Here is a 26,624-nt window from a genome sequence, read left to right as displayed (position 1 = left end):
GCGAGAGTCCGCGGCGGGTCAGCGATCTGCTGCCGGAGTGCTTCCGGCCGCGGACGGCCGGGGAGCTTTCCGCGGGCTCTCGATGAGGGTCTCGACACCGTCCAGGAACCGTTCGAGGCCGAACTCGAAGAGCGTGCCGAGTTCGAGGTCGAAGTCCTCGTCGCCGAAGAGCGTGGACAGGACGGGATACGCCCCGGCGGTCTGGATGGCGTCCATGCGCGGCTCGTTGGACGCCATCCACTCCTCGGGCGTCATGCCGGTGTCCTGCCGCGCCCTGGACTCCAGCTCGATGGCCAGGGCGACGCCCTGGGCATAGCCGAGGACCGCGAGGTGGACATGGATCATCTGGTACGGCGTGAGCCCCAGGCCGTTCAGGGCGGCAAGCACCCGCTCCGTGTACCGCATCGCATGGGGCGAGGCCATCGGCCGGGTCAATCCGGCCATGGCCCGCCCCAGCCAGGGATGACGCTCGTACAGACGCCACAACCAGCGTGCCTCATGGGCCAGTTGACCGCGCCAGCCGCGCTGCCGGGGCCCCGGCGGCTCCTCGCTGAACACCACCTCCGACATCAGCCGTACGAGTTCGCCCTTGCTCGGCACATGTCGGTACAGGGCCATGGTCGACGTGCCGAATTCGGCCGCCAGGCGCCGCATGGACAGTGCCGCAAGGCCCTCCTCGTCCGCGAACGCGATCGCGGTGCGGATGATGCGCTCGCGGGTCAGGCCCTGGCCGGGAGCCACCCGCCGCTCCCGGCCCGGCTCCGCGACCACCGTGCCGACACCGGGCACGGCACGCACAAGACCCTCCTGGTTCAGCGCGGCCAGCGCCTTGGTCGCGGTCGCCATCGCGACGCCCCACTCCTGCGTGATGCGCCTGGTCGAGGGCACCGCGTCGCCGGGGGCGAGATCGCCGGAGTCGATCCGGCGGCGGATGTCCCCCGCGATACGGAGGTAGGGCGGATCTGCAGCCATGGACCCAGTGTACTAGTGCACTGTTCCCCTGAATCTGCAGTTCACAGCGCACACATGGGAGGGTGCACTAGCTCTGTGTTTGCGGCGTACGCTCCGAACCCGGTTCCGTACCGGGCATGGAGAACACACCCGGCCCCCGCGCGGGCCGCAAGGAATGGTCCGCCCTCTGCGTCCTGATGTTGCCCCTGATGCTCGTCTCGATGGACGTCTCGGTCCTCTACTTCGCCATCCCCTACATCAGCCAGGACCTTGCACCGAGCGCCACGCAGCAGCTGTGGATCCTCGACATGTACGGCTTCGTCCTGGCCGGCCTGCTCATCACCATGGGCGCACTCGGCGACCGGATCGGCCGGCGCACGATGGTGCTCGCGGGTGCCACGGTCTTCGGCGCGGCCTCGGTCGCCGCCGCGTACGCGCACTCGGCCGAACTGCTCATCGCCGTACGGGCGTTGCTGGGACTCGGCGGCGCAGCCCTGATGCCCTCGACGCTCGCCCTGATCCGCAACCTCTTCCTCGACGCGAAGCAGCGCGCCAAGGCCGTGACCGTGTGGACGACCGTGATGACCGCGGGGATCTCCCTCGGCCCGGTGGTCAGCGGTCTGCTCCTGGAACACTTCTGGTGGGGTTCGGTCTTCCTGATCAATCTGCCCGCGATGGTGCTGCTGCTCGCCCTGGTCCCTTTCCTGGTCCCGGACTTCAAGGCACCCCAGCAGGGCCGCTTCGACCTGCTGAGCGCGGCACTCTCCCTCGCCGCCCTGCTCCCGGTCATCTACGGAATCAAGGAACTGGCCCAGCACGGTTACGAACCACTGCCCGCACTCGGCATCACCTCGGGACTGGTGCTCGGCTACGCCTTCGTACGCCGCCAGAAGCGCTCGGCGCACCCGATGACCGACCTCGGCCTGCTGCGCCAACGCACCTTCGGTGGCCCCCTGTTCGCCAATATGCTCGCCATGTTCGCCACCGTGGGCATGGCGGTCTTCCTCACCCAGTACCTGCAGTCCGTCCTCGGCAAGAGCCCGTTCGAGGCCGCCCTGTGGAGTCTGGTGCCGGGAGCGAGCCTGATCGTCATGGCACCGGCCTCAGCGGTGCTCGCCCAGCGCATCGACCGGGCGTATGTCATGGGCGGGGGATTCCTCCTCTCCGCCCTCGGCTTCCTCTGGCTGACCCAGGTGCACACCGACTCGGCCCTGTGGACCACGCTGACCGCCGGTGCGGTCTATGCGGGCGGTCTGATCGCCGCCATGACGCTCGCGAACGAACTGGCCATCGGAGCCGCGCCGCCGGAGCGCGCGGGCTCGGCCGCGGCCGTCCTGGAGTCGGGCCAGGAGCTGGGCGGGGCACTCGGCATGGCGATCCTCGGCTCGATCGGCGCGGCGGTCTACAGCCGCGACATGGCCGACGCCCTCCCGGCAGGCGTTCCGCACGCCGACGCGGTACGCGAAACGCTGGGCGGCGCGACAACAGTGGCCGCGCAACTCCCCTCCCGTACGGCGGACACCGTGCTGACGGCCGCGCGGGAGGCCTTCACCCACGGGATGGGCTTCGCCGCGCTGGGCGCGGCGATCGTGATGGCCGCGGCGGGCCTCTTCTCCGTCGTCCGGCTCCGAGGAGCAGGAAGCACCACGCCCCCGGCCGCGCCGCCACTTCCCGGACCTGCCCCCGCACAACCGGCAGTCAGAGGCCTCTAGACCGGACGTCGTTGCACGGCGTCGGCGATGACCGCCGTCACGAGCTTGCTGACGACTGCCGTGGTCGGCGGGCCGGGGTCGCGGTCCGCGAACAGCAGATGCCCGCCACCGACCAGGGAGAGGGTGAGCGAGTCGATGTCGGCGTCGGCCGCGATACGGCCCAGTTCACGCTCCTCGGCCAGATAGGCGGAAACCGCGGTCGTGACCTGGGCCAGGATCGCGATGCCGCCTCCGGCCCTGGCCTGCCGCAGCCGTGCGCGCAGCTCGTCCCGGAAGGTGATGAGCGGGATGATCGCCACCGGAACCGGTCCGAACAAGGCGGTCAGCGCGCCGGTGAGGTTGTCGGCCACGGTGCCGGTGCCCGCGGACTCGCGCAGCGCACCGGCCTGCGTCTCGAGTTGCGCGGCCCGGTCGAGTACGAGGTCGGCGAGGAAGGCGTCGAAGTCGGAGAAGTGCCGGTGCAGGACGCCCTTGGCGCAGCCCGCCTCGTCGGTGACGGCGCGGCTGGTCAGGCCGTTCGGTCCGTCCCGCAGCAGCACGCGTTCGGCGGCGTCGAACAGTTGCTGCCGCGCGTCGCGAAGGTGCACCCCGGTCGGCATCCGCAAGTCCTCTCGTGCATCGGCCCGCTCGGCATCCATTGTCGAGTGGGCATGCGCCCACTAAGGTGGGCGCATGCCCACCTTACCGCGAGAGCAGCCGGAACAGACCCCTGTGACGTCCCATGAGGCCCGGCGGATGGCCGAGTCGTTCGGCGCGGACGCAGAACGCTACGACCAGGCCCGGCCCGGCTACCCCGATGCGCTGGTGTCGCGGATCGCCGCCGGAAGCCCCGGGCCCGATGTGCTCGACGCCGGCTGCGGCACCGGCATCGCGGCCCGCCAGTTCCAGGCCGCGGGCTGCGCCGTGCTCGGCGTCGAGCCCGATGCGCGGATGGCCGACTTCGCGCGAGCCCGTGGCCTGCGGGTGGAGGTGGCGACCTTCGAGACCTGGGAGCCGGCCGACCGGACGTTCGACGCGGTCATCGCCGCCCAGTCGTGGCACTGGGTGGATCCGGCCGCCGGCGCCGCGAAGGCGGCACGTGTCCTGCGTCCCGGGGGACGCCTTGCGATCTTCGGGCACGCGTACGAGCCGCCGCCCGAGGTGGCCGAACCGTTCGCCGCCGCCTTCCGGCGCGCGGCACCCGACTCCCCGCTCAGCGGACAGCCGGCCCGACGTCCGCTCGGCCTCTACCAGGCGGCATACGCGAAATTCGCCGACCAGATCCGCGAGACCGGGCAGTTCGATGCTCCCGAGCAGTGGCGCTTCGACTGGGAGCAGTCCTACACCCGCGACCAGTGGCTGGACCTGCTGCCCACCACCGGCGGTCTCACCCGACTCCGTCCGGATCAGCTGGCCGAGGTACTGGATGCCGTCGGGGGCGCCATCGACTCCCTCGGGGGACGCTTCACGATGCACTACACCACCCTGGCCACGACCGCCGTACGCGCCGCCACCACCTCCTGAGCCAGGCGTCGCCGCCGCCCAGCATGGCGGCGATCAGAAGCCTGCTCGCCTTATCGGGCCTGGTCAACAGGGTGGTTCGTCGGACCTGGCCGCAGGTCGCGCGACAGGGCTTCGTAAGATCTTGGGTGAGTATGCGGACGCCCCGACCCAGGGCCGCCGATGCTGCCGCGCCCCCTGCCGACCGCAGGGGCGGCCGCGGCGACTCCTGCCCTTTGTCACCCCGCCGGCCGGGTTTCCCGCCGGCTGAAGTCCGGAACGTCCTTCTCTTGAGCACCGACGAAATCATCGAGGCGCCGTCCGCGCCTGCCCACCCGCGTCCCTTCACGCCCGAAACGCCGACGCGCACGCGTCCGCGCATCCTGCCGCGCCTCGCGGGCCGGGCCCCCGCCCCGCCGCCCGCGGGCACCGCCCTGCACAACATCAGTGCCGTCACCGCCGTTCTGCTGGCCCTGGTCGCCCTCGGATCCGTCCTTCACGAGCCGGTCCTCATACCCCCGCTGGCGGCGTCCGCCGCGATCGTGCACAGCGTCCCCCGGCTGCCGCTGGCCCAGCCGCGCAGCGTGATCGCGGGCCATCTGCTCTGTGCCGGAGTCGGGTACGCGGTCCTCGCCGCCCTGGGCAGCGCCCCCTGGGCCGCGGCGCTGGCCGCGGGCGTCGGCCTTGCCGTGATGACCGCGGCACGCACCCCGCACTCACCGGCCTGTGCCACCGCCGTGGTCATCGTCCTGCACCAGCCCCGGCCCCTGACCTTCGTACCCCTGCTCGCCGGGGCCGTCCTGGTGGTCGTACTGGCGGGCTGGGCCGCCTCGTGCGCACGTCCCTGCGCGCCGCGCTATCCCGCGTACTGGTGGTGATCAGTTGTGATGTTCTTGGCCTGACGGCCGGGCATGGAGCCGGGTGAACCCGGGCACCTGCGCTGTCGTGCGGAACGCAGGACACAGAGCCTGCGCATACAGAGAACCTGCGCATACAGAGATACGAGAAGGGACTCGCGATGGCAGCGGCTCGGACAGTGACCTTCCCCTCCGGTGTGAGCGTGCCCGCCCTGGGCCAGGGCACCTGGCGCATGGGCGACGATTCCTCGCGCCGCTCCGAAGAGATCGCCGCCCTCCGCAGGGGCGTCGAGCTGGGCATGACGCTGATCGACACGGCGGAGATGTACGGCAGCGGCGCCTCGGAAGAGCTGGTCGGCGAGGCGATCCGCGGGCACCGCGACGACGTGTTCCTGGTGAGCAAGGTGCTGCCGTCCAACGCCGACGCGCGCGGCACCGTAGAGGCCTGTCACGCCAGCCTGCGCCGCCTGGGCACCGACCGGATCGATCTGTACCTGCTGCACTGGCGCGGCGGTGTGCCGCTCGCCGAGACCGTCGAGGCTCTCGAGGGTCTGGTGAGCAGCGGCAGCATCGGCGCCTGGGGCGTGAGCAACCTCGATGTCGACGATCTGGCCGAACTCCCCGAGGGCGCCGTCCCGCAGACCGACCAGGTGCTCTACAACCTCACCCGCCGCGGCCCCGAGTACGACCTGTTCCCCTGGTGCCGCGAACGCGCGGTGCCTCTGATGGCCTACTCCCCGCTGGAGCAGGGGCGGCTGCTCGGCCACCAGGCCCTGGAGTCGGTGGCGGCGGCGCACGGGAGCAGCCCGCTCCAGGTGGCGCTCGCCTGGGTGCTGCGGCACGACGACGTCATCGCCATTCCCAAGGCCTCCACCGCGGCGCACGTGGAGCAGAACCACGCCGCCCTCGACCTCAGCCTGACCGACGAGGATCTCAAGGCGCTGGATGCCGCCTTCCCCGCGCCGGTCCGCAAGGAGCCCCTGGAGATCCTCTGAAGGGCTCCGCCCGGGAGACCGTCCCGAGAGACCTTCCCGAGGGATCCGACCGGCATCGGAAGTGTGCGCTCCGCATGTCCGGGCACCCGTCACGTCGCTGCGCATGCTTCCCCCAGCATGTCGCTCTAGGGTGAATCCCGGGGCCCGCAACGCCCGGAGCCACAGGCTTTGAGCCCTCCAGGAGACACCACTTCGGACGGCGACAAGCCGCCCGACGCCCCAACCCACCACAGGAGCCCCAGCCGCGCGCGGATTCCCGGGAAGCCCCGAGAAGGAGCCTCCCAAGTCGCGCCAGGCGTTCCGAGGAGGAACGGCATGCCCATCGCCACGGTCGATCCCGCCACCGGCGAGACGCTCAAGACCTTCGAGCCGCTCGACGACGCGGAAGTGGAACGCCGCCTCGCGGCCGCCCACACCGCGTTCGGCCGGCACCGCACCAGCACCTTCAGCGAGCGGGCCCGGCTCCTGAACCGGGCCGCCGACCTCCTGGAGGAGGACAACGCTGCCATCGCCAAGACCATGACCGCGGAGATGGGAAAGCCCGTCAAGGCGGCCAGGGCCGAGGCGGCCAAGTGCGTCAAGGCCATGCGCTGGTACGCCGAGCGGGCCGAGGGCCTGCTGGCGGACGAGCACCCCGCGCAGGCCGACGTGGAGGACTCCGGCGCGGGCAGGGCGATCGTCCGCTACCGTCCGCTCGGCGTCGTGCTTGCCGTGATGCCGTGGAACTTCCCGCTCTGGCAGGTCGTCAGGTTCGCGGCCCCCGCCCTCATGGCGGGCAACGTCGGTCTGCTCAAGCACGCCTCGAACGTGCCCCAGACCGCCCTCTATCTGGAGGACCTCTTCAAGCGTGCCGGGTTCCCCGAGGGCTGCTTCCAGACGCTGCTCGTCGGCTCGGGCGCCGTCGAGGGCATCCTGCGCGACGAGCGGGTGGCCGCGGCGACGCTCACCGGCAGCGAACCGGCAGGACGCTCGGTGGCCTCCACCGCCGGCGACGAGATCAAGAAGACCGTCCTGGAACTGGGCGGCAGCGACCCGTATCTCGTACTGCCCAGTGCCGACGTCGAACGTGCCGCCGCGACCGCGGTGACCGCCCGGGTGCAGAACAACGGGCAGTCCTGCATCGCCGCCAAGCGCTTCATCGTGCACGCCGACGTCTACGACGCCTTCCGCGAGCGATTCGTCGCGGGCATGCGGGAGTTGACCGTCGGCGACCCGGCGAGCGAGGACACCGACGTCGGCCCGCTCTCCACCGAACAGGGCCGCACCGATCTGGAGGAACTGGTCGACGACGCGCTCGCCCACGGTGCCACCGCGCTGTGCGGCGGCCAGCGTCCCAAGGAGCAGGAGCGGGGCTGGTACTACTCCCCCACCGTCCTGGCCGACGTCACCCCGCAGATGCGCATCCACAAGGAGGAGGCGTTCGGACCGGTGGCCACGCTCTACCGCGTGGCGGACCTGGACGAGGCCGTGGCCCTGGCCAACGACACGCCGTTCGGGCTGAGCTCGAACGTGTGGACGCGCGATGACGCGGACGTCGAGCGCTGCGTACTGGATCTGCAGGCGGGCGGTGTCTTCTTCAACGGCATGACCGCCTCGCACCCGGGCCTGCCCTTCGGCGGCGTCAAGCGCTCCGGCTACGGACGTGAGCTGGCGGGGCACGGTATCCGTGAGTTCTGCAACGCCACGACGGTCTGGTACGGCCCGTCGGACCCGGACTCCGAGGGCTGAGGGCTGACGGCCGGACTCCGAGGGCCGACAGAGGGTCGGCAGAGGGTCGGCAGCAGACGGCTCGCCCCGCCGCCCGGTCCGTTTCGCGGACCACGGACGGCGGGGCGGGCGGCCGTTCAGTGGCCGGGGAGCGGCGGCTCCCCGTGCTCGGCACCCGTCAGGCGCAGCTGCATCTGCACTTCCTGGTCGCCTGATTCGGTGCCGGTGGTCGAGACGACGAACGCCGAATCGAGGGTGTCCCGCAGCCTGTCCACGGCTACCGGGCTGCCCTGCAGGTCGGCGGTGACCGAACCTGCGAGGAGTACGCCCCGCACGGGTCCCGGGCTCGCGGAGGCGAGGAAGCCGCCGGTCCAGACCGCGGGCCGGGACTGCTCCGTGCGGTGCGGGGCCTCGTCGCCGCGGTCGGAGGGGAAGTGGGTGCGCAGCACGCCGAAGACGGCGTCCGCGTCGGCCGCCGAGCATTCGCCGAGTACCACCTGCACCAGGTCCGGGGAGTCGGACTGCGCGATGGGGGCAGCCGGGTCGGGTGTGTCGTTCACGCTGTGCTCCAGAGGGTTGCGGGTACCTGATGTGTGATCACGGGTACCCGATGTGAGGGCAGGTATCTGATGGGGCGGCCGGCACCTGCCGCGATGACCGGCAGCGGTGTCCGGCGGGCTCAGAGCTCGCGCAGGGCGGGCAGCAGTTTCTTCTCGGCCCAGTCGATGAAGGGGCGTTGGTGCTCGCCGCCGACCTGGACGAGGGCGATCTCCGTGAAGCCCGCGTCGGCGTAGGGGCGCACGGCCTCGACGAAGGCATCGACGTCGTCGCCGCACGGGATCTGCTCGGCGACGTCCTGCCGGGTGACGAACTGCGTGGCGCCCGCGAAGCCGGAAGGCCCGGGCAACTCGGAGTTGACGGGCCAGCCGCCGGCGAACCAGCGGAACTGGTCGTGCGCGCGGGCGACGGCCGCGTCCTTGTCGGTGTCGTAGCAGACGGGCAGCTGGCCGACGCGCGGCTTGCCGCTGCCGCCGTGCCGGTCGAAGGACTCGATCAGCTTGGCCTTGGGTTCCGTCGCGATGACCAGGTCGGCGACACGCCCGGCAAGGGCGCAGGAGCGGCCGCCGGAGACCGCCACTCCAATGGGGGGCAGCTCGTCGGGCACGTCCCACAGGCGAGCATTGGCCACGTCGAAGTGGGTGCCCTGGTGGTTGACGTTGTCGCCGGTGAACAGCGCGCGGATGACGTCGACCGCTTCCTCGAGCATCTCCAGGCGGACCTGCGGCGACGGCCAGCCCGCACCGACCACGTGCTCGTTGAGGCTCTCGCCCGAGCCGAGGCCGAGCCTGAAGCGCCCCTCGGAGAGCAACTGCATCGTCGCGGCCTTCTGCGCCACCACGGCGGGGTGATAGCGCACCGTCGGGCAGGTCACGTACGTCATGAGCGGGATCCGTGAGGTCGCCTGCGCCGCCGCGCCGAGCACGCTCCACGCGTAGGGCGCGTGCCCCTGCGACTCGAGCCAGGGGAAGTAGTGGTCAGAGGTGACCGAGAAGTCGAACCCGGCCTGCTCCGCCGCGACCAGATCGTCGACGAGGGCACGGGGACCCGCCTGCTCGGTCATCATCGTATAGCCGATTTGAACCATATTGGTACGGTTTGCCGAACTGCCCCCGCTGAAACATCCCCCGCAGCGGGCACAGCAGGCTGCTGCCCATGCGCCACGCGGCTATTCGAGTCCCCTCCGGCCCTACTTCCAGTCGTACGCGTACGCGGCGACCCAGGTGATCTCCAGCTGCGCGCTGCTGCCGGGCGCCGCAGTCGGCCCCTCAAGAGCGCTCTCGTTCTGCATGACCCAGGACAGCGGCTGGTCGGGAACGCCGCGGGTGTCCTCTCCCGTCTCCTGGCCGTCCACGAAGAACCGCACGCGTCCGGGGGTCCATTCGGTCGACACCGTGTGCCATTCGGTCCACTCGTCGGCGCCCTCGAAGGTGCCCTGTTCGCCGCCGCCGCACGGATGGTGGAAGGCGGTGAGCGAGCCGGCCCAGTTGCCCTCGGGATGGTCCATCTCGCAGCCGCCGCCGTAGTGCAGCCAGGCCGACTTGTATCCGGGGGCCGGCTTGGTCACTTTGATGCGGGCGCTGTACTTGCCGTACTTCATCTGCATGACGGCACGCGGTACGACGGCAGCGGCATGGACCGGGCCTCCGTCGTCGGGCCGCCACATCCGCACACGCATACGGCCGTCGCCGTTCTGCGCAGGACCGACACTCACGGTGTCCTCCGGGTGGTAGACACCCACGACGTCACGGCCCCGGTCGTTGGCCGTGTCGCGCCAACCGGTCGGGTAGGCCCACCAGTTGGCGCGGTAGTCGCCTTCGAGGCCGCCGCAGTACGCGGCGGACGTGTCGGCGTGATGGTCGCAGTCGCTGAACGCGCCCAGCGGCACCCGGTCGCCGTTGAAGTCCTCGGCCACGACCTGCCAGAACGGCCCGCAGTCGCCGCGCGGCAGCTCGGTGCCCACGTCGCCGCAGGCATCGGCCGACTGCGGCGCTCCCCCGGCACGCGGAATGGAGAGCAGTGCGGCGAGCAGTGTGGTGCCGAGCGCCGCGAGCACGAACGGTCTGCGCCGTCTCGCCGCCGCGTGTGATCCCATCGCGATGCCCTTCCTCCCGGCCGCACGCGCCCCACCGATCCCGCCGGACGCCCCGCGCGAAGGGGGTCATCCTCGCGGAGCACGCCCCGTCCCGCCATACCGTCGAACCCTGCGCCACATGCCGCCGACCGCTCCAACCCGCCGAACGGTGAACTGGTCTACGCGTCAGTACCGTTGGGACGTAGGTTGTGCGTTGAACGGTTCGCCCCCGGTGGAAAGACGGACGCTACCCATGACCGACCCCGCGACGACGCCCGACTCCGCGGCGCAGCAGCACATCGACACCTCGGTGCCGCACTCGGCCCGGATCTGGAACTACTGGCTGGGCGGGAAGGACAACTACCCCGTCGACGAGGGGGCAGGCGACGCCTACAGCGCCGTCTTCCCCGGCATCGTCACCATCGCCCGCAGCAGCCGCGCCTTCCTGCGCCGCAACATCACCTACCTGGTCAACGAGGCGGGCATCGACCAGTTCCTGGACATCGGCACCGGCCTGCCGACCGTGGACAACACCCACGAGGTCGCCCAGCGGCTCGATCCCCGTACCAGGATCGTGTACGTCGACCACGACCCGATGGTCCTCGCGCACGCCCGCGCCCTGCTCACCTCCACCCCGGAGGGAGCGACCGCGTACGTCGACGCCGATCTGTCCGACCCCGACCGCATCCTGGCGGCCGCGGCCGAGACGCTCGACCTCACCCGGCCCACCGCCCTGATCCTCAGCAACATCCTGGGCCACATCGGCGACTACGAACAGGCGCGCACCATCGTCAGCCGCCTGATGGAGGGCCTGCCCTCCGGCAGCTACCTCTCGATCAACGACGGCTCACGGGGCACCGACACCGACTACGAACAGGCCCAGGACGCCTACAACGAAACCGGCGCCGTCCCCTACTTCCTGCGCCCCGTCGACCAGATCGCCGCGTTCTTCGACGGCCTGGAGCTCCTGGACCCCGGAGTCGTCTCGGTCCCCTTCTGGCGCCCGTCCCCCGACTCCCCCACCGCGGAACCCATCGGCGAACACGGCGGCCTCGCCCGCAAGCCGTAAGCCGTAAGCCGTAAGCACGCGCTACTCGGACCGGCGGCGGATTCGCGCCAGGAGGCGCCGCATCCCGATCACGTGCCCGCCCGTCCCGATGACGAGGCGACGGCAGGGGCCGGGAAAGACGGCCCGGCTCTCGGCGCGACAGCGGCAGGCGTCATCATGCTGACGACGTTCGGCGGGGGCAAAAAGACTTCGCGCCTGCCGCCCCCGCAATGATGAGGTGGCGCGGTGACCAATCGTGATGAAGCGGCGGCTGTCAGACCGTTGACCCTGGCCTGGGTGAACCGGCACCTGGATGTCGGTGAACGGATCGTCAGGACCAGGGCTCTGCACGGCGGCATCTCCGCCGAAATGCGGAGACTGACCATCGCCGCGCGCGGCGGAGGCACCCGCGAACTGGTGCTGCGCAGCTTCGTCGACCCGTTCTATGTGGAGCAGGCCGAGGACTCGCTGAAGCGGGAGGCCGGCGCGCTGGCCCTGCTCACGGAGACCGGCGTTTCGGCTCCCGGCCTGATCGCGGTCGATCCGACCGCCGCGCACTGCGAGTATCCGTCGCTCCTGATGACCCATCTTGCGGGCCGGACGGTCATCGCCGACGAGGGGTTGGAGACGCGCGTTCCGCTGCTGGCCCGGCAGCTCGTGACGATCCACGCGCTGCGCCCCGCCGAACGGCCCCCGGAGTATGTGGCGTTGACCACCGCCGACACCGTCGTGACCCCGAAGGGGGCCGACGCGGCAGCATGGGCCGCGGCGATCGAGGTGATCCGCAAGCCCGCACCGCCCTATGAAGGGCGCTTCCTGCACCGGGACTTCCAACCCGGCAACGTGCTGTTCGACGTGCCGCCCGAAGGGCCGGACGGCACCCGGATCACCGGCGTCGTCGACTGGGCGGGGGCCTCCCGTGGCCCCGCGGATCTCGATGTGTCGCACTGCTCCACCACTCTCGCGCTGCTGCACGGCCCGGCGTGGGGCCTGCGGTTCACCAAGGCGTACGAGGAAGCCGGCGGGGTGCTGGCCGCGGCCACGGGCGAGCGGCTGTACTGGCAGGTGCGGGACGCGCTGGCGAGCTCGGAAGAACTGCAGTGGGTGGCCAAGCCATGGCGGGAGGCGGGGAGGCCCGAACTGACGACGCGCGCCGTGGAGGAGCGGCTGGATGCCTATGTCACCGCCCTGATGGACGCACTCGGCTGAGCAAAGGCGGGCGGGGGCGGGGGCGGGGCCTCGCGCTCATGGTCCACGGCGTGAGTCACCGTGTGCGTCCACCGCGTGCGTCCGCCGCCGGGGCCGATTCAGCGGCAGAGCTCCGTGATCGTGCCCTCGAAGTCGGGGAACTCGTGCGCGGCCAGCCTAGCCACATCAGCGGCAGGTCGGCGGCGGCCGGGCGCGCAGCGTTCCGCGACGGCCGTCAGCTGCTCATGAGGGTGCGGGACCTGGCCACTCGTGTGTGAGGTGGCGGCTTCCCGAGGGCCGAGTCCCCCGGCCAGGAGCCACAAGAAGTCGTCCAGGTCGCGCGCGATCACCCCGGTCTCGCCCTCGGACCCGAGGAAGACCACGGGCTGGTCCGCCGGCGCCCGGTCCGGGCGGGTCAAGGGCCGCCACGGCAGCGGCGAGTGCACGGGGGAACTGTCGGTCATCGGCGGGCACGGTCGAAAGGCTATCCGGCGCGCCCGGCGGGACCGCCCGCCCAGGTGAGCCGATGCGCCGCCTGCACGCGCCCGGCATGCCGGAATGTGTGTCCTGGCTCAGTCTGGTTACGCGGTCACACCGCAGACCACGCTTCGACGAGGGAGCAGAGCGCCATGGGAACCGATGTGTTCCGCTCGGAAGTGCCCCTGACGGTGAACGGCAATCCCTGCCGCCCCACCGTCGACCACCGTTCCACGCTGCTTGACGTCCTGCGCGAACAGATGGGACTCACCGGCGCCAAGAAGGGCTGTGATCACGGTCAGTGCGGTGCCTGCACCGTGCTGGTGGACGGGCGCCGCGCGAACAGCTGCCTGCTCCTGGCCGTCGCCCACGAGGGATGCGAGATCACGACCGTCGAGGGGCTGCACGCCGACGACGGCGTGGAGCTGCATCCCGTACAGCGGGCCTTCCTGGAACGCGACGCCTTCCAGTGCGGCTACTGCACCCCGGGCCAGATCTGCTCGACGGTCGGCGCCCTTGCCGAAGCCGCGGCGGGCAACGCCTCGCACGTGACGGACCCGGACGCCGACACCGGCGCCCCCGTGGAGCTGACCAGGGAAGAGATCCGTGAGCGGCTCAGCGGCAACCTGTGCCGCTGCGGCGCCTATCCGCACATCGTCGAGGCCGTCGAGGACGTGACCCGGTGAAGCCCTTCCGGTATGTACGCGCCTACAGCGTCGAAGAGGCGACCGCGGCCCACGCCGGCCGCGCGAGCTCCCGATACCTGGGCGGCGGCACCAATCTCGTCGACCTGATGAAACTGGGCGTGGAGCGCCCCGGACGGCTCATCGACGTCAGCAGACTGCCGCTGGACGAGGTGGAAGAGCTGCCCGACGGATCCGTGCGCGCGGGCGCGACCGTGCGCAACAGCGACCTGGCCGCCCACCCGCTGGTGCGCGACCGCTACCCCGTCCTGGCCCAGGCACTGCTCGCGGGGGCATCGGGCCAGCTGCGCAACGTGGCCACCACCGGTGGCAACCTGCTCCAGCGCACCCGCTGCCCCTACTTCCAGGACCTGAGCAAGCCGTGCAACAAGCGGGAGCCCGGCACCGGGTGCGGCGCACGCGACGGCGTCCACCGTGACCACGCGATCCTCGGCCACTCGCGGCTGTGCATCGCCACGCACCCCTCCGACATGGCTGTCGCGCTCGCCGCGCTCGACGCCCGGGTCGAGCTGCAGGGGGTGCGGGGACAGCGCACCCTGCCCGTCACCGAGTTCCACCGTCTGCCGGGCGACCGGCCGGACGTGGACACCGAGATCGAACCCGGCGAACTCATCACCGGTGTGCTGCTGCCGCCCTCGGCCGCGGGGCTGCCATCGGCCTACCGCAAGGCCCGCGACCGCGCCTCGTACGCCTTCGCCCTCGCCTCGGTGGCCGTGGTCCTGGACGTCGAGGACTCCGTCGTACGCCAGGCGCGTATCGCGTTCGGCGGACTGGCCCACCGCCCCTGGCGCGCCCGGCACGCCGAGCGTGCGCTGCAGGGCGGTGCGCCGAGCGACGAGGCGTTCCTGCAGGCCATGGACGCCGAGCTCGCCGCGGCCGAGCCGCTGCGCGACAACTCGTTCAAGGTGCGTCTCGCCCGCAATCTGGCGTGCGACGTCCTGCGGCGCCTCGCCGGCCCCGCCTCCTGACCCCACCGCTGTCCCCGCCTCCAGGGAGAACCCCATGCCGGACACCGCCAGCGCCATCGGAGCGCCCGCCGAGCGCAGGGAGGGTCCCCAGAAGGTGACCGGGACCGCCCGATACGCCGCCGAGCACACTCCCGAGGGGTGCGCCTACGCCTGGCCGGTCCCCGCCACAATCGCCCGCGGCACGGTCAGCGCCGTCGACGCCACCGCGGCCCTGGAACTGCCCGGCGTGCTCGAAGTCCTCACCCATCTGAACGCGCCGCGCCTGGAGAAGCCGGACGACGGGACGCTCGCCGTGCTGCAGGACGCGCGCGTTCCGCACCGGGGCTGGTACGTCGCGCTCGTCGTCGCCGAGAGTCTGGAGGCGGCACGCGAAGGCGCCGCGGCCGTCGAGGTCACCTACGCCGGGGAACGGCACGACGTCACCCTGAAGGCCGATCACCCCGACGCCTATGTGCCACAGGACGAGGACGGCACCTCGGGCGAGCACACGCGCGGCGACGCGGAGGACGCCTTCGCCGCCGCGCCCGCCCGCGTCGATGTCGCCTACCGGGTGCCGCCGCTGCACAACCACCCCATGGAGCCGCACGCGGCGACCGCCCACTGGCAGGACGACCATCTGACCGTCCATGACAGCAGCCAGGGCGCCACCACCGTCCGCGACGTCCTGGCGGGCCTGTTCTCGCTGCCCAAGGAGCAGGTCACGGTCGTCTCCGAGCACGTCGGCGGCGGCTTCGGCTCCAAGGGCACGCCCCGGCCGCAGGTGGTGCTCGCCGCGATGGCCGCCCGTATGGCCGGGCGGCCCGTCAAGCTCGTCCTTCCGCGGCGCCAGTTGCCGGCCGTGGTGGGCCACCGCTCGCCGACCCTGCACCGGGTGCGGCTCGGAGCCAAGGAGGACGGCACGCTGACCTCCGTGATCCACGAGGTGACCGCGCACACCTCGCGCGTCAAGGAGTTCGTCGAGACGGCCGCCGCCGCCACGCGCGTCATGTATCCCTCGCCGCACGCCCGCACCACCCACCGGGTGGTCCCGCTCGACGTGCCCAGCCCCTCCTGGATGCGGGCACCGGGTGAGGCGCCCGGCATGTACGCCCTGGAGTCGGCGATGGACGAACTCGCCGTGACCCTGGGCATCGACCCCGTCGAGTTGCGGCTGCGCAACGACACCGGCACGGAGCCCGACAGCTCCAAGCCCTTCAGCAGCCGCCACCTCGTCGAGTGCCTGCGCGAGGGCGCCCGGCTCTTCGGCTGGTCCGAGCGCGACCCGCGCCCCCGCTCACGCTCCGAGGGGCCCGTACTGGTGGGCAGCGGGGTCGCGTCGGCGACGTACCCGGTGGTCGTCGCGCCGTCCCGGGCGAGCGCCCACGCCTACCCGGACGGCAGCTTCGTGGTCCGGATCAACGCCACCGACATCGGCCAGGGTGCCCGCACCGTGCTCGCCCAGGTCGCCGCCGACGCGCTCGGCGTCCCCCTGGAGTCCGTGCGCACCGACATCGGCAGCAGCGACCTGCCCAACGCACCGCTGGCGGGCGGCTCCTCCGGGACCGCCTCCTGGGGCTGGGCCGTCCACGAGGCCTGTACGCAACTGGCCTCGCGCCTGGCGGGACAGCAGGGCCAGCAGCTGCCCCCCGAGGGCGTCGGCGCCACGGCCGACACGAAGGGCAAGGCCGACGCGGACAGCGACTACGCCCGCCACGCCTTCGGCGCCCACTTCGCCGAGGTCGGCGTCGACACCGTATCCGGCGAGGTCCGGGTGCGCCGGCTGCTCGGCGTCTACGCCGCCGGGCGCATCCTCAACTCCCGCACGGCGCGCTCGCAGTTCATCGGCGCGATGACGATGGGCCTGGGCATGGCGCTGACCGAGGGCAGCACGATGGACGCGGCCTTCGGCGACTTCACGGAGGCCGACCTCGCCGCCTACCACGTACCGGCGCACGCGGACGTACCCGCGATCGAGGCGCACTGGATCGACGAGGACGACCCCCACCTCAACCCCATGGGCAGCAAGGGCATCGGAGAGATCGGCATCGTCGGGACGGCCGCGGCCATCGGCAACGCCGTGCACCACGCGACGGGACGCAGGCTGCGCGAGCTGCCCCTCACGCCGGACCGGGTCCTGACGGGCGGTCTCTGAACCTTCCGGACGGCCGTGTCGTCGTCAAGCAGCGGCCCGGCTCTCCCGCGTCCAGGCCAGCAGCTTCTCCGCCGTCCAGGTCGTCACCACCCGCTCGGCGGGCACCCCGCACTCCTCGGCCCGCGCGCACCCGATCACCTGCCAGTCCAGCTGCCCCGGCGCGTGCGCGTCGGTGTCCACGGAGAAGAGCACTCCGGCGTCCACGGCCTTGCGCAGGAGTCTGCGCGGCGGGTCGAGCCGCTCCGGCCTGCTGTTGATCTCCACCGCCGTGCCCGCGGCCGCGCACGCGGCGAACACCGCGTCGGCGTCGAACTGCGATTCGGGCCTGCCGCGCCCGGTGACCAGCCGGCCGGTGCAGTGACCGAGCACGTCGGCCCGCGGATTGCTGACGGCGGCGACCATGCGGCGGGTCATGGCGGCGGCGTCCATGCGCAGCTTGGAGTGCACGGAGACGACCACCACGTCGAGCCGGTCGAGGAGCTCGGGCTCCTGGTCGAGCGACCCGTCGTCGAGGATGTCGCACTCGATGCCGGTGAGCAGCCGGAAGGGCGCCCATCGCTCGTTGAGATCGGCCACCACCGCCAGCTGCTCGCGCAGCCGCTCCGGCGACAGGCCGCGCGCGATGGTCAGCCGCGGCGAGTGGTCGGTGAGCACGGCCCACTCATGGCCGATGTCGCGGGCCGCGCGGCCCATCTCCTCGATCGGGCTGCCGCCGTCGGACCAGTCGGAGTGCACGTGGCAGTCGCCGCGCAGCAGCGCCCGCAACTTGCTTCCGCCCTCGGCGAGCGGTGCGTCGGCTTCGCCCTCCAGCCGCTCCAGATATCCCGGCACGTCCCCGGCCAGCGCCTCGCGGATCACTCCTGCGGTCTTGGGACCGATGCCCTTGAGGGACTCCAGGGATCCGTCGGCGACGCGCCGCGCGGTCTCGCCGTCGGCCAGTTCGCCGACCACCGCGGCCGCGGTGCGAAAGGCGCGCACCCGGTAGGTCGGGGCGCGGCCGCGCTCCAGCAGAAAGGCGATCCGTTCCAGCGCCTCCACGGGCTCCATCGGCACCTCCGGCCGTCGGACTGTGACGGCGTACGTGTGCTTCCAGCGTCGCCCATCACGGGCCGCGGGGCACGCGAAGGGATCGCGGGCCCGCCGGTGTCGCCTAGGCGGACTCGGCGACCGGGGCGTCCGGAACGACCGTGATCGGCCCCCTGAAGTCCAGCACCGCCTCGGCTCTCTGCTGGGTCTCCTCGGCGGCCTGGCGTGCTGTCGCGAGGACGTCGCCGTGCTCCTGGACGAGGGTGTCGTAGATCGGCGCCTGAGCGGCGTCATTGGCTGGCATGACCAGCGGCTCCTTGTTCGGCTGACTGTATGGATCGGTTCGGCCGCATGCGGCCGGTCCGCGACCTTACGCTGTGCTCGCGGGCCTCCGGGGGCCGGGGTCAACGGCTGAGACGGCCGACCGGGTGTACCGGCGAGAGCCCGCGTACACCGGGATTCCGGCGGCTGTAGGCGAAATGCGCGCCCCGCACGCCCGAGGCCGGGCGGGATCCTGGCCCCGATGTGAGACTGCTGATGAGGCGGTGATCACAGAATGTCGAGCCACCCCAGGGAGCCCGGCCGCGAACGGGCCGGACCCGGGAGCCCCCGTCCCGGCAAGCCGGGACCCCGGCAGCCGGGCCCCGGCGAACAGCTGTTCGAGCAGCTGCTCGCCTCGGCGCACGCGGCGGCACCGATGGAGCTTCCCGACCTGGCGCAGCGGTTCGCCGACGCGGTCGGGCTCGACCGGATCGACGTGTACCTCGTGGACCTCCAGCAGCGGCTGCTGGTGCCGCTGGCGGACGGGCCGCTCACCCTGGATGTGGACACCACCGTCGCCGGTTCGGCCTACCGGGCGCACGCGCTGCGCGTCGAGGAGCTGGTCCACGGCAGGATCGTCGCCTGGCTGCCGCTGATCGACGGCGCCGAGCGCCTGGGCGTGATCGGTGCCACGGCCTCGGTCATCGATGTCGCGCTGCTGCGGCGCTGCCGCATGCTGGCCTCCGTCCTGGCCATGACGATCACCTCGAAGCGGGCGTCGAGCGACAGTTTCGCGCGCCGGACGCGGTGCGAGAACATGCAGCTGCCCGCCGAGATGCTGCGGGCCTTCCTGCCGCCCCGGACGATCGGCAACTCCGATGTGATCTCCACCGCCGTGCTCGAACCGGCGTACGAGATCGGCGGCGACGCCTTCGACCACTCCCTGACCCCTTCGACCCTGCACGTGGCGATCCTGGACGCCATGGGCCACAACCTCGCGTCGGGTCTGACGACCGCCGTGGCCATGGCCGGCTGCCGCAACGCCCGGCGGGCCGAGGCCGAGCTGCCCCAGCTCGTCGAGACCATTCAGCATGCGCTGGCCGGATGGCTGCCCGAGCAGTTCTGCACGGGGATCCTCGCCCAGCTCGACCTGGCCGAGGGGGTCCTGCGGTGGTGCAACTGCGGCCATCCGCCGCCCCTGCTGATCCGGGATCACCGCGTCCTCGACCGTGCCCTCGAGCGCCCGGCCCAGCCGCCCATGGGCACGCCCGCCTCGCTGGCCGACGTGACGTGGGAGGTCCACGAGGAGGCGCTGGAGCCGGGCGACCGGGTGCTGATGTACACCGACGGCGTCACCGAGCTGCGGACCGGCGGCGGCGCGGAGTTCGGACTTGAGCGCTTCACGGACAGCATCATCCGCGCCACCGCCGCGGGCGAACTCGCGCCGGAGGCGTTGCGCCAGCTCATTCACTCCATCCTCGACCGGCAGGACAACCAACTGCGCGACGACGCGACGCTGTTGCTCCTGGAGTGGCGCCCGCCCAAGGCACGGTGACCCGCCGGCCCGCCGCCATATCCCCGCCCCGGCATGCCGGAACGTGTGTTCTGGATCAGGGTGGATACACGGCAGGAAACCAGCATCAGTCGCGCATGAAGGAGGACGAGCACCGTGGGAAACGACGAGGTCATGGGCGACGAGGTCTACCAGCCCGACGCGGAGGAGGTCCGCGAGGACGAAGGCATCCTCGACGCGGAGGACACGCTCAACGACCGTGGGGCGGATCCCTACGACGAGGGCTGGTCGCCTCCCGAGCGGCCCCTCGGAGTGGCTCACACCGGCACCACCGCCCGGGAGCAGCAGGACGGCGAGAGCCTGACCGAGCGGCTCTCCGAGGAGCGGCCCGACCCCGCGCTCGAAGTTCCGGGTGCCGCCGATGACGACGACGGCATCGGCGACACGACCGACACCGACGGCGAACCGATCGACGAGGCCGAGGTGGGTGACGCCCGTGCCGGGCGCCTGTTCGCCCCGGACGACGGCGCCAACGGGGACGCGGAGGACGACGCCGAACAGGACATGATCGGCGAGGACATGGGCATCGACGGCGGGGCGGCCTCCGCCGAGGAGGCCGCGGTGCACCTCATCGACGAGGACTCCGACGACGCGCGCTGACCTGGCCGTCCCGGGCTCAGCGGAGGTCTAGCCGCATCAGGATCCGGGGATGACCGGCAAGCACGGAGGTCGTGTCGGCGGCGTGGGTGAATCCCGCGCGTTCGAAGTTCTTGCGGATCCCGGCGTAGGCCATCGTCAGGTCGACTCCGGCGTCGCCGTTGTCGAGCGGGTACGCCTCGATCGCCGGTGCGCCGTGGGAGCGGGCGAACTCCACCGCGCCGGCGATCAGGGCGTGCGAGATGCCCTGCTTGCGGTGGCCGGGGCGTACGCGGACGCACCACAGGGACCAGACCGGAGAATCGTCCACGTGCGGGATCTTCCGGTTGCGTGCGAAGGACGTCTGCGAGCGCGGCGCCACGGCTGCCCAGCCCACCGGCTCGCCGCCGTCGTAGGCGAGCACCCCCGGAGGGGGGTCCGCGCGGCACAACTCGGCGACGTACTCTCCGCGGGCCGGTCCGCGGAGTTCGTTGTTGAGCTTGGAAGGGATCCGGTAGCTCAGGCACCAGCAGACGTTGGCACCGGGCGACTTGGGGCCGACCACGGCGCGGACATCCTCGAAGACCGAGGCCGGGCGCACCTCAAGGGGCATGGTCGCGTACTTCCTCGGCCACCGACGCGGCGGCGCGGACCAGGGCCGCCGTGGCCGTCGAACGGGACTGCTGCGGCCAGGCGACGGCGAGGACCACGGGCGGTGCGTCCGGGACCGGCCGGTAGACGACGCCCGGGCGCGGATAGCGGGCGGCGACGGAGGCGGGCAGCAGCGGGATCACGCCTTCGAGGCCGACGTGCGTGAGGAGTTGGGCCAGGTCGCGGCTCTCGCCGCCGATGTCGTCGAGGTAGCGGTCCAGGTCGCCGGGGCGCAGGTCGAGGTCGGCGAGGGAGATGTGGTCCCGGGCGGCGAGCCGGTGGGCGGCGGCCACGGCCGCGACGCGCGGTTCGGTGATCAGCGTCTCGGTGTCCAGGCCGGTGCGGTCGAACGGCTCGTGGACCAGGGCCGCATCCGCTTCGCCCAGGAGCAGCAGCCGCGGCTGTTCGCGCCAGCCGCACAGCCGGACGGTCACCGGCAGGGCGGCCGGCTCCGCCGCGAAGCGCGCCAGGATCGGCTCGAGAAGTCCCGCGTCCCCGTCGGCCTTCACCGCAAGGACCAGCTTGGGATCGGCGGCGGCCGCGCGCTGGGCCCGCCGGCCGGCGGCCCGCAGAGCGTCCAGGGCGATCCTCGCCTCCGCGCGGAGCACCGTTCCGGCCGGGGTCAGCGCCACGCTGTGGGTGGTGCGCTCGAAGAGGGTGACGCCGAGTTCCGTCTCCAGCGCGCGGATCGCGCGGGACAGCGGCGGCGGGGAGATGCCGAGTCGCTCGGCGGCGCGGGCGAAGTTGAGTTCCTCGGCGACGGCGAGGAAGTAGCGCAACGGGCGGGACTCCAGGCTTTCCACTCCGCTCCTGCCCTTCTCTTCCCGCTCTTCCCGGTTCTCCGCGGTATTGCCCTGAGGGTAACAAGCGGGAGCGGATCGATCCTTCAGTTCGGGCGCGCGGCGCAGCAGGCTCGACGGCATCCGACAGATACCTTCCGGGAGTTATTCATGATCGTCGTCACCACCCCCACCGGCCAGATCGGCCGGGAAGTCCTCGACCACCTCCTCGATACCCCGGACGCCGCTGCCCGGACCGGGATCCGGGTGATCGTCCGCGATCCGGCCCGCCTGTCCGAGCGGGTGCGCGCACAGGTCGAGGTCGTACGGGGATCGCACGCCGATCCCGCCGTTCTGAAGGAGGCGTGCGAGGGCGCCGACCGCCTGTTCTGGCTGGTGCCGCCGTCCCCTCGGGCCGAGAGCGTCGAGGGCCATTTCCGCGACTTCACCGAGCCGCTGCGCGCGGTGGTCGGCGACCAGGGCATCCGGCGGCTCGTCGGCGTCTCCTCGCTGGGCCGCTCCGTGGCGAAGAACGCCGGGCAGATCTCGGCGTCACTGGCCATGGACGAGGCGATCGCGGACATGGAGGTGCACTACCGGGCGCTGTGTCCGCCCTTCCTGATGGAGAACTTGCTGGGCCAGGCCGAGTCGATGCGCGAGGCGGGCGCGTTCTCCCTTGCGCTGGCGGATGACCGCGTTCTGCGCACCTGCGCGACCGGCGACATCGCCGCCACGGCGGCCCGGCTGCTCCTGGACGGCTCTTGGAGCGGGCAGCAGGAGGTCCCGCTGGTCGGCCCCGACGACCTCTCCCCCGAGGGCATGGCACAGGTCATCTCCGAGGTCCTCGACCGCCCGGTGCGCGTGCAACGGACCAACTGCGCGCAGTACAAGGCGACGATGCTGCGCTTCGGGGCGAGCGAGGCCTGGGCACAGGGACTTGCCGACATGGCGCAGGCCCTGAACACCCAGGGCTTCTACGGCGCCACCGCACCCAGCACTCCCGAGACCGCGCCCACCGGCTTCCGCCAGTGGTGCCGGGAGGTCCTCCGTCCGGCCGCGGCGGCCTAGGCGCCCGGCACCGACAGCCCGCGCCCCATCGCCGAACTGCACCGATAGGTTTGCCCCATGGGTGAATCTTCCGGTGGCACCGGCTCCGACTCGACGTTCGTGCGGGGCATGGCGATCTTTTCCGCGATCGCCACCGCCGCCCTTTACCTCCTTGGCCTCGCGGCCGTCGGGCTGGCCGTCAGCGAGGTTGGGGAGGGTGCGGATTCCACGACCCTGCGCGAGTGCCTCGATACGACTCATCTTCCGTCCGGCGCACAGGTGTCGAAGCATGAAGTGCGATTGCTGCCGCTGCACGTGATGTGCCGTACCACCGACGGCGGGGCGTTTGCCGCCCCGGTCGTTCCTTCCTGGCTCAACCCTGCCCTCGCGGCGTCCTTCGCGAGCACGGTCGGCTTCACGGCCGGCGCTTTCGTCCAGGCCAACCGGCGGGCGGCGCAAGGGCACGGACGGGGAGAGGCGCCGCAGGACCAGCCGATCACCGGCCGGGCGTCCGACGCGTGATCAGGTGCGCCCGTGCTGCATCCGCAGCCAGGTGCCGAGCGAGGCATAGTCCTCGTCCGTGATGCCCCGCCGGGGATCGACGCGGCACAGCAGGGCCGGTCCCGGGTGATGCGCCTCCGCCCAGGCACCGTCCGTGTCGGTGATCTCGTCGTCGACCCAGGCGAACGGGCGCCCGGCGGCCCAGCTGATGAGCGGGCGGGTCTTCCAGTGCAGGCCGTATCTCTCGTCCTCGTCGGCTGATTCCGGCCACGCCACCAGGGGCAGCCGCGGCAGGCCGAGCCACGGCGCGACGCATTCGTTGGCATCGGACATCCAGGTCGTGGCCCACACCAGATCACAGGGCAGCGCCATCAGCCGGGGCCCGTGGGCGGGGTTGATGCGGGTGATCAGCGGGTTGGCGTCGGGTTCCGGTGGCGTGCGGCCGGTCTCGTAGGTCGGGTAGCCGTCCGGGAGTTGCTCGCGGGTCGCTCCGAAGGGGATGAGGGGCCCGTCGACGTCGAGGAAGAGAAGGGGCTGCGCAGAACCGATCACGGCTGCACGGTAGCGGCGTGCGGGCTGGCGCGGCAGCGGTTTGAGCCCGGCGCCGAGCGCGTGCGCGTGAGACCGGCTCCCGAGCGCGCCGCCCCTCCGCCCCCTCCCCCTGCAACCGTCCGAAACGTCGCGACTGCAAGGTGGCGTAAACGTAACGCCCCCATGGGCTCCACATGATCTCCACATGAACCCTTGCCCAACGGTTGAGAGTTCGACCAACTCCCTGTTCAGGGGCGTTTATTACTCAATCTTTGGCAAATTTTTGCTCTGTCATCAAAGGTTAATGCGATGGCAAAGTGAGAGTCACAGCTGCCATACAGGCTGTCTCTGGGGCGACACGGTCCCCGCTGTGCACTCAGCGGCCCGCGCGCCTCACTGTCACCATCGACCCGACCACACCGCGTCCAGGCTCAGCCACAGAGACGCAGGAGGCAGGCCAGCATGAAGTCCCTTATCGACAACGCTCGTTCCTTCGCCGCGACGCACGTCGCGGCCCCCGAGAACGCCGCGGCCTTCCAGGCCCTGGAGGCCGGGCAAGCGCCACAGGCCCTGTTCGTCACGTGCTCCGACTCACGCGTCGTACCGGCCCTGATCACCGGCGCACGCCCCGGTGAACTCTTCGAACTCCGTACGGCGGGCAACGTCGTACCGCACTACCCCTCCCGCGACGACGCGGACGACGCCGACGACGTCAGCCGGGACGGCCGTCCCGTGAGCGAGGCGGCCACCATCGAGTACGCGGTGTGCGTGCTCGGAGTCCGCGACATCGTCGTCTGCGGACACTCGCACTGCGGCGCCGTGGGCGCCCTGGTACGGGGCGAAGACCTGTCGGCCGTACCGGCCGTGCGCGACTGGCTCGACCACTCCGTCGCCCCGGACGCCGCCCTGCGCTCCCTCGTCCCGGCCTCCCCGGACGTCGCGGAAGCCGTGCAGACGCACGTGCTCGCGCAGGTGGAGCGGCTGCGCGCCTACCCCTGCGTCAGAGAGCGGATCGCCGACGGGTCACTGACCCTGCACGCCTGGTACTACGAAGTGCACACCGGCAACGTCACCGCCCAGCAATCGTCCTTCGACGACCGGCCGGCGTTCGGTCCGTTGTGAGAACCGCCGCGCCCCACCGACCGGCCCGCTCTCACGACAGGACCCCCCACCCTCATGTCCGACATCCTCTCCACACTCCGCTCCCCCTTCCGCCCGCTGCGTGAACCCGGCGTCAAGCGCAAGGACTTCCTCGCCTCACTCGTCGTCTTCCTGGTCGCCCTGCCGCTGTGCGTCGGCGTGGCGGTCGCCTCCGGCGTACCCGCCGAACTCGGCCTTGTCACCGGCATCGTCGGCGGTCTGGTCGTCGGCATCCTGCCGGGCAGCGCCCTGCAGGTCAGCGGGCCCGCCGCCGGACTCACCGTGCTCGTCTTCGAGGCCGTGCAGGAGTTCGGGCTCGGCATGCTCGGCGCCATCGTGCTGCTCACCGGCGCCCTGCAGATCATCCTCGGGCTTCTGCGCTGCGGCCGGTGGTTCCGCGCCATCTCCGTCTCCGTCGTCCAGGGCATGCTCGCGGGCATCGGACTCGTACTGATCCTCGGCCAGCTCTACACCATGGCCGGGGCCGAACAGCCGCGCTCCGGGATAGAGAAGATCACCGGACTTCCCGGCCTCCTGGTCGACGTCCTCGGCGACACCGCGGCCCTGACCGCTGCGGCCGTGGGCCTCGGCACCGTCGCCGTGCTCGTCCTGTGGCCGAAGCTTCCCGCGTCCGTCCGCGTGGTGCCCGCCCCGCTGGCCGCCGTGGCGCTGGCCACCGCCGTGTCCGCCGGGCTGAGCCTGGACGTGGCGAACGTGACGGTGAGCGGTCTGTTCGACGCCATCCAGCCGCCGGGATTCGGCGACCTGGCCAACCTCGGCAGCGTGGCCGTACTCGGCACCGTCCTGGCGTTCACCCTGATCGCCTCCGCCGAATCGCTGTTCAGCGCCGCAGCCGTGGACCGCATGCACGACGGACCGCGCACGCAGTACGACAAGGAACTCGTCGCCCAGGGCGTCGGCAACACGGTGTGCGGCGTGCTGGGCGCGCTGCCCATGACGGCGGTCATCGTGCGCAGTTCGGCCAACGTCGAGGCCGGCGCCCGCACCCCGCTCTCGCGCATCCTGCACGGCGCGTGGCTGCTCCTGTTCGCCGTGCTGCTTCCGGCCGCCCTCGGCATCATCCCGCTGGCGGCGCTCGCCGGTGTCCTGGTCCACGCGGGCTTCAAGCTGATCCCCGTCAAGGCGATCGTCCCGCTGGCCCGCGCCCACCGGGGCGAGGCCCTGGTCCTGGCCACCACCGCGATCGCCATCGTGGTGACCAACATGTTCGAGGGCGTGGTGCTCGGCCTGGTGCTCGCGGTGGTCAAGTCCGCCTGGGACACCTCCCACGTGAACCTGGACGTACGCGAACTGACGGGCGGCCGGATGGTCGTCACCCTCACCGGCAACGCCACGTTCCTGCGCCTTCCGCGCATCCTGGAGACGCTGGAGGCCCTGCCCAAGGACCGGCCCATCGAGCTGGATCTGACCGCGGTGCGCCACCTGGACCACGCCTGCCGTACGACCCTGGAGAACTGGGCGCTGCGCCACAACGACAGCGGCACGGAAGCCGTGCGGATGAAGACGTTCCCGGAGGACGGCTCCGGCGTCGAGAAGACCGCGGAGGCACCGATGCGGCGCTGACACCAGCCGCCCCTTCATGACCCGCCGCGCCACCTGCCACCCGCCCCGGTGGCAGGCGGCGCGGTGTTTTCGTACGCCGCCGAAATCGATCGGCCGCAGCAGGCGT

The 26,624-nt window shown here is 71.7% G+C and carries 27 protein-coding genes; 16 read left to right on the top strand and 11 right to left on the bottom strand.

All coding sequences use genetic code 11. The features are described from left to right. Positions 1-18: 18 nt before the first annotated feature. Complete coding sequence (locus tag ACWFR3_RS17120) at positions 19-972, bottom strand: TetR/AcrR family transcriptional regulator C-terminal domain-containing protein (protein ID WP_453735377.1); 954 nt, start codon at positions 970-972, stop codon at positions 19-21. A 116-nt stretch (positions 973-1,088) separates the two neighbouring features. Here ACWFR3_RS17120 and ACWFR3_RS17115 point away from each other — a divergent pair, with 116 nt between their 5' ends. Next, complete coding sequence (locus tag ACWFR3_RS17115; RefSeq protein ID WP_453735376.1) at positions 1,089-2,663, top strand: MFS transporter; 1,575 nt, start codon at positions 1,089-1,091, stop codon at positions 2,661-2,663. On the opposite strand, the gene ACWFR3_RS17110 is transcribed toward ACWFR3_RS17115, so the two are convergent. Further along, a complete protein-coding gene (locus tag ACWFR3_RS17110) occupies positions 2,660-3,262 on the bottom strand; it encodes a TetR/AcrR family transcriptional regulator (RefSeq protein ID WP_453735375.1) in 603 nt (200 codons plus the stop codon). The two genes, ACWFR3_RS17115 and ACWFR3_RS17110, sit on opposite strands and share 4 nt — an antisense overlap. 73 nt (positions 3,263-3,335) lie before the next feature. On the opposite strand from ACWFR3_RS17110, the gene ACWFR3_RS17105 reads away from it, so the two are divergent. The 4 genes from ACWFR3_RS17105 to ACWFR3_RS17090 all read left to right on the top strand — a co-directional run bounded on the left by ACWFR3_RS17105 (position 3,336) and on the right by ACWFR3_RS17090 (position 7,722). Beyond that, complete coding sequence (locus ACWFR3_RS17105; protein ID WP_453735374.1) at positions 3,336-4,166, top strand: class I SAM-dependent methyltransferase; 831 nt, start codon at positions 3,336-3,338, stop codon at positions 4,164-4,166. A gap of 266 nt (positions 4,167-4,432) precedes the next feature. Beyond that, positions 4,433-5,020 (top strand): HPP family protein, encoded by a 588-nt coding sequence (locus ACWFR3_RS17100; RefSeq protein ID WP_453735373.1) that lies wholly within the window; start codon positions 4,433-4,435, stop codon positions 5,018-5,020. Between the two features lie 140 nt (positions 5,021-5,160). Continuing rightward, positions 5,161-5,994, top strand: coding sequence for an aldo/keto reductase (locus tag ACWFR3_RS17095; RefSeq protein ID WP_453735372.1), 834 nt, complete (start codon positions 5,161-5,163; stop codon positions 5,992-5,994). Between the two features lie 315 nt (positions 5,995-6,309). Next, positions 6,310-7,722 carry an NADP-dependent succinic semialdehyde dehydrogenase gene (locus tag ACWFR3_RS17090; RefSeq protein WP_453735371.1) on the top strand — a complete coding sequence of 471 codons (1,413 nt, stop codon included), beginning with the start codon at positions 6,310-6,312 and terminating at the stop codon, positions 7,720-7,722. Positions 7,723-7,838: 116 nt separating this feature from the next. Here ACWFR3_RS17090 and ACWFR3_RS17085 read toward each other — a convergent pair whose 3' ends face one another. From ACWFR3_RS17085 to ACWFR3_RS17075, 3 genes are all read right to left on the bottom strand, one after another. Next, positions 7,839-8,261: a hypothetical protein gene (locus tag ACWFR3_RS17085; protein ID WP_453735370.1), complete on the bottom strand. Its 423-nt coding sequence runs from the start codon at positions 8,259-8,261 to the stop codon at positions 7,839-7,841. A 119-nt stretch (positions 8,262-8,380) separates the two neighbouring features. Then, entirely contained in the window at positions 8,381-9,346 is a 966-nt protein-coding gene (locus tag ACWFR3_RS17080) for an LLM class F420-dependent oxidoreductase (protein WP_453735369.1), read from the bottom strand. 102 nt (positions 9,347-9,448) lie between these two features. Continuing rightward, positions 9,449-10,354: a glycoside hydrolase family 16 protein gene (locus ACWFR3_RS17075; protein WP_453735368.1), complete on the bottom strand. Its 906-nt coding sequence runs from the start codon at positions 10,352-10,354 to the stop codon at positions 9,449-9,451. 232 nt (positions 10,355-10,586) lie between these two features. Here ACWFR3_RS17075 and ACWFR3_RS17070 point away from each other — a divergent pair, with 232 nt between their 5' ends. Together ACWFR3_RS17070 and ACWFR3_RS17065 are read left to right on the top strand one after the other, a co-directional pair. Beyond that, entirely contained in the window at positions 10,587-11,402 is an 816-nt protein-coding gene (locus ACWFR3_RS17070; protein ID WP_453735367.1) for an SAM-dependent methyltransferase, read from the top strand. A 225-nt stretch (positions 11,403-11,627) separates the two neighbouring features. Further along, complete coding sequence (locus ACWFR3_RS17065; RefSeq protein ID WP_453735366.1) at positions 11,628-12,590, top strand: phosphotransferase family protein; 963 nt, start codon at positions 11,628-11,630, stop codon at positions 12,588-12,590. Between the two features lie 98 nt (positions 12,591-12,688). On the opposite strand, the gene ACWFR3_RS17060 is transcribed toward ACWFR3_RS17065, so the two are convergent. After that, complete coding sequence (locus ACWFR3_RS17060) at positions 12,689-13,033, bottom strand: hypothetical protein (RefSeq protein WP_453735365.1); 345 nt, start codon at positions 13,031-13,033, stop codon at positions 12,689-12,691. 165 nt (positions 13,034-13,198) lie between these two features. Between ACWFR3_RS17060 and ACWFR3_RS17055 the strand changes: the two genes are divergently transcribed. Genes ACWFR3_RS17055 through ACWFR3_RS17045 form a run of 3 tightly spaced genes read left to right on the top strand, consistent with a single transcriptional unit; the run spans position 13,199 to position 16,849 of the window. Then, complete coding sequence (locus tag ACWFR3_RS17055; protein ID WP_453735364.1) at positions 13,199-13,732, top strand: 2Fe-2S iron-sulfur cluster-binding protein; 534 nt, start codon at positions 13,199-13,201, stop codon at positions 13,730-13,732. After that, entirely contained in the window at positions 13,729-14,718 is a 990-nt protein-coding gene (locus tag ACWFR3_RS17050) for an FAD binding domain-containing protein (protein WP_453735363.1), read from the top strand. The genes ACWFR3_RS17055 and ACWFR3_RS17050 overlap by 4 nt, the downstream gene beginning before the upstream one ends. A 34-nt stretch (positions 14,719-14,752) precedes the next feature. Then, a complete protein-coding gene (locus tag ACWFR3_RS17045) occupies positions 14,753-16,849 on the top strand; it encodes a xanthine dehydrogenase family protein molybdopterin-binding subunit (RefSeq protein WP_453735362.1) in 2,097 nt (698 codons plus the stop codon). 24 nt (positions 16,850-16,873) lie between these two features. Here ACWFR3_RS17045 and ACWFR3_RS17040 read toward each other — a convergent pair whose 3' ends face one another. Both ACWFR3_RS17040 and ACWFR3_RS17035 read right to left on the bottom strand, forming a co-directional pair. Further along, positions 16,874-17,896, bottom strand: coding sequence for a PHP domain-containing protein (locus tag ACWFR3_RS17040; protein WP_453735361.1), 1,023 nt, complete (start codon positions 17,894-17,896; stop codon positions 16,874-16,876). Positions 17,897-17,999: 103 nt separating this feature from the next. Further along, positions 18,000-18,179 carry a hypothetical protein gene (locus tag ACWFR3_RS17035; protein ID WP_453735360.1) on the bottom strand — a complete coding sequence of 60 codons (180 nt, stop codon included), beginning with the start codon at positions 18,177-18,179 and terminating at the stop codon, positions 18,000-18,002. A gap of 252 nt (positions 18,180-18,431) precedes the next feature. Between ACWFR3_RS17035 and ACWFR3_RS17030 the strand changes: the two genes are divergently transcribed. After that, a complete protein-coding gene (locus tag ACWFR3_RS17030; protein WP_453735359.1) occupies positions 18,432-19,691 on the top strand; it encodes a PP2C family protein-serine/threonine phosphatase in 1,260 nt (419 codons plus the stop codon). Between the two features lie 132 nt (positions 19,692-19,823). Then, on the top strand, positions 19,824-20,309 hold the full coding sequence (locus tag ACWFR3_RS17025; protein WP_453735428.1) for a DUF5709 domain-containing protein: 486 nt from the start codon (positions 19,824-19,826) through the stop codon (positions 20,307-20,309). Between the two features lie 16 nt (positions 20,310-20,325). On the opposite strand, the gene ACWFR3_RS17020 is transcribed toward ACWFR3_RS17025, so the two are convergent. Together ACWFR3_RS17020 and ACWFR3_RS17015 are read right to left on the bottom strand one after the other, a co-directional pair. Further along, complete coding sequence (locus ACWFR3_RS17020) at positions 20,326-20,898, bottom strand: GNAT family N-acetyltransferase (RefSeq protein ID WP_453735358.1); 573 nt, start codon at positions 20,896-20,898, stop codon at positions 20,326-20,328. Beyond that, positions 20,888-21,730, bottom strand: coding sequence for a LysR family transcriptional regulator (locus ACWFR3_RS17015; RefSeq protein ID WP_453735427.1), 843 nt, complete (start codon positions 21,728-21,730; stop codon positions 20,888-20,890). Before ACWFR3_RS17015 ends, ACWFR3_RS17020 begins: the two co-directional genes overlap by 11 nt. 156 nt (positions 21,731-21,886) lie before the next feature. Between ACWFR3_RS17015 and ACWFR3_RS17010 the strand changes: the two genes are divergently transcribed. Both ACWFR3_RS17010 and ACWFR3_RS17005 read left to right on the top strand, forming a co-directional pair. Then, complete coding sequence (locus tag ACWFR3_RS17010) at positions 21,887-22,783, top strand: NAD(P)H-binding protein (protein WP_453735357.1); 897 nt, start codon at positions 21,887-21,889, stop codon at positions 22,781-22,783. Between the two features lie 57 nt (positions 22,784-22,840). After that, positions 22,841-23,284, top strand: coding sequence for a hypothetical protein (locus ACWFR3_RS17005; protein WP_453735356.1), 444 nt, complete (start codon positions 22,841-22,843; stop codon positions 23,282-23,284). Here the strand turns inward: ACWFR3_RS17005 and ACWFR3_RS17000 are convergent, their stop codons facing one another. Continuing rightward, on the bottom strand, positions 23,285-23,815 hold the full coding sequence (locus ACWFR3_RS17000) for an HAD domain-containing protein (RefSeq protein WP_453735355.1): 531 nt from the start codon (positions 23,813-23,815) through the stop codon (positions 23,285-23,287). A 441-nt stretch (positions 23,816-24,256) separates the two neighbouring features. Here ACWFR3_RS17000 and ACWFR3_RS16995 point away from each other — a divergent pair, with 441 nt between their 5' ends. Continuing rightward, positions 24,257-24,916: a carbonic anhydrase gene (locus tag ACWFR3_RS16995; protein ID WP_453735354.1), complete on the top strand. Its 660-nt coding sequence runs from the start codon at positions 24,257-24,259 to the stop codon at positions 24,914-24,916. Positions 24,917-24,970: 54 nt separating this feature from the next. Then, a complete protein-coding gene (locus ACWFR3_RS16990; protein WP_453735353.1) occupies positions 24,971-26,518 on the top strand; it encodes a SulP family inorganic anion transporter in 1,548 nt (515 codons plus the stop codon). Positions 26,519-26,624: the final 106 nt, after the last annotated feature.

It is taken from the genome of Streptomyces sp. NPDC055189 (assembly GCF_053606765.1).
This window is presented reverse-complemented; position numbering and strand designations above follow the sequence as displayed.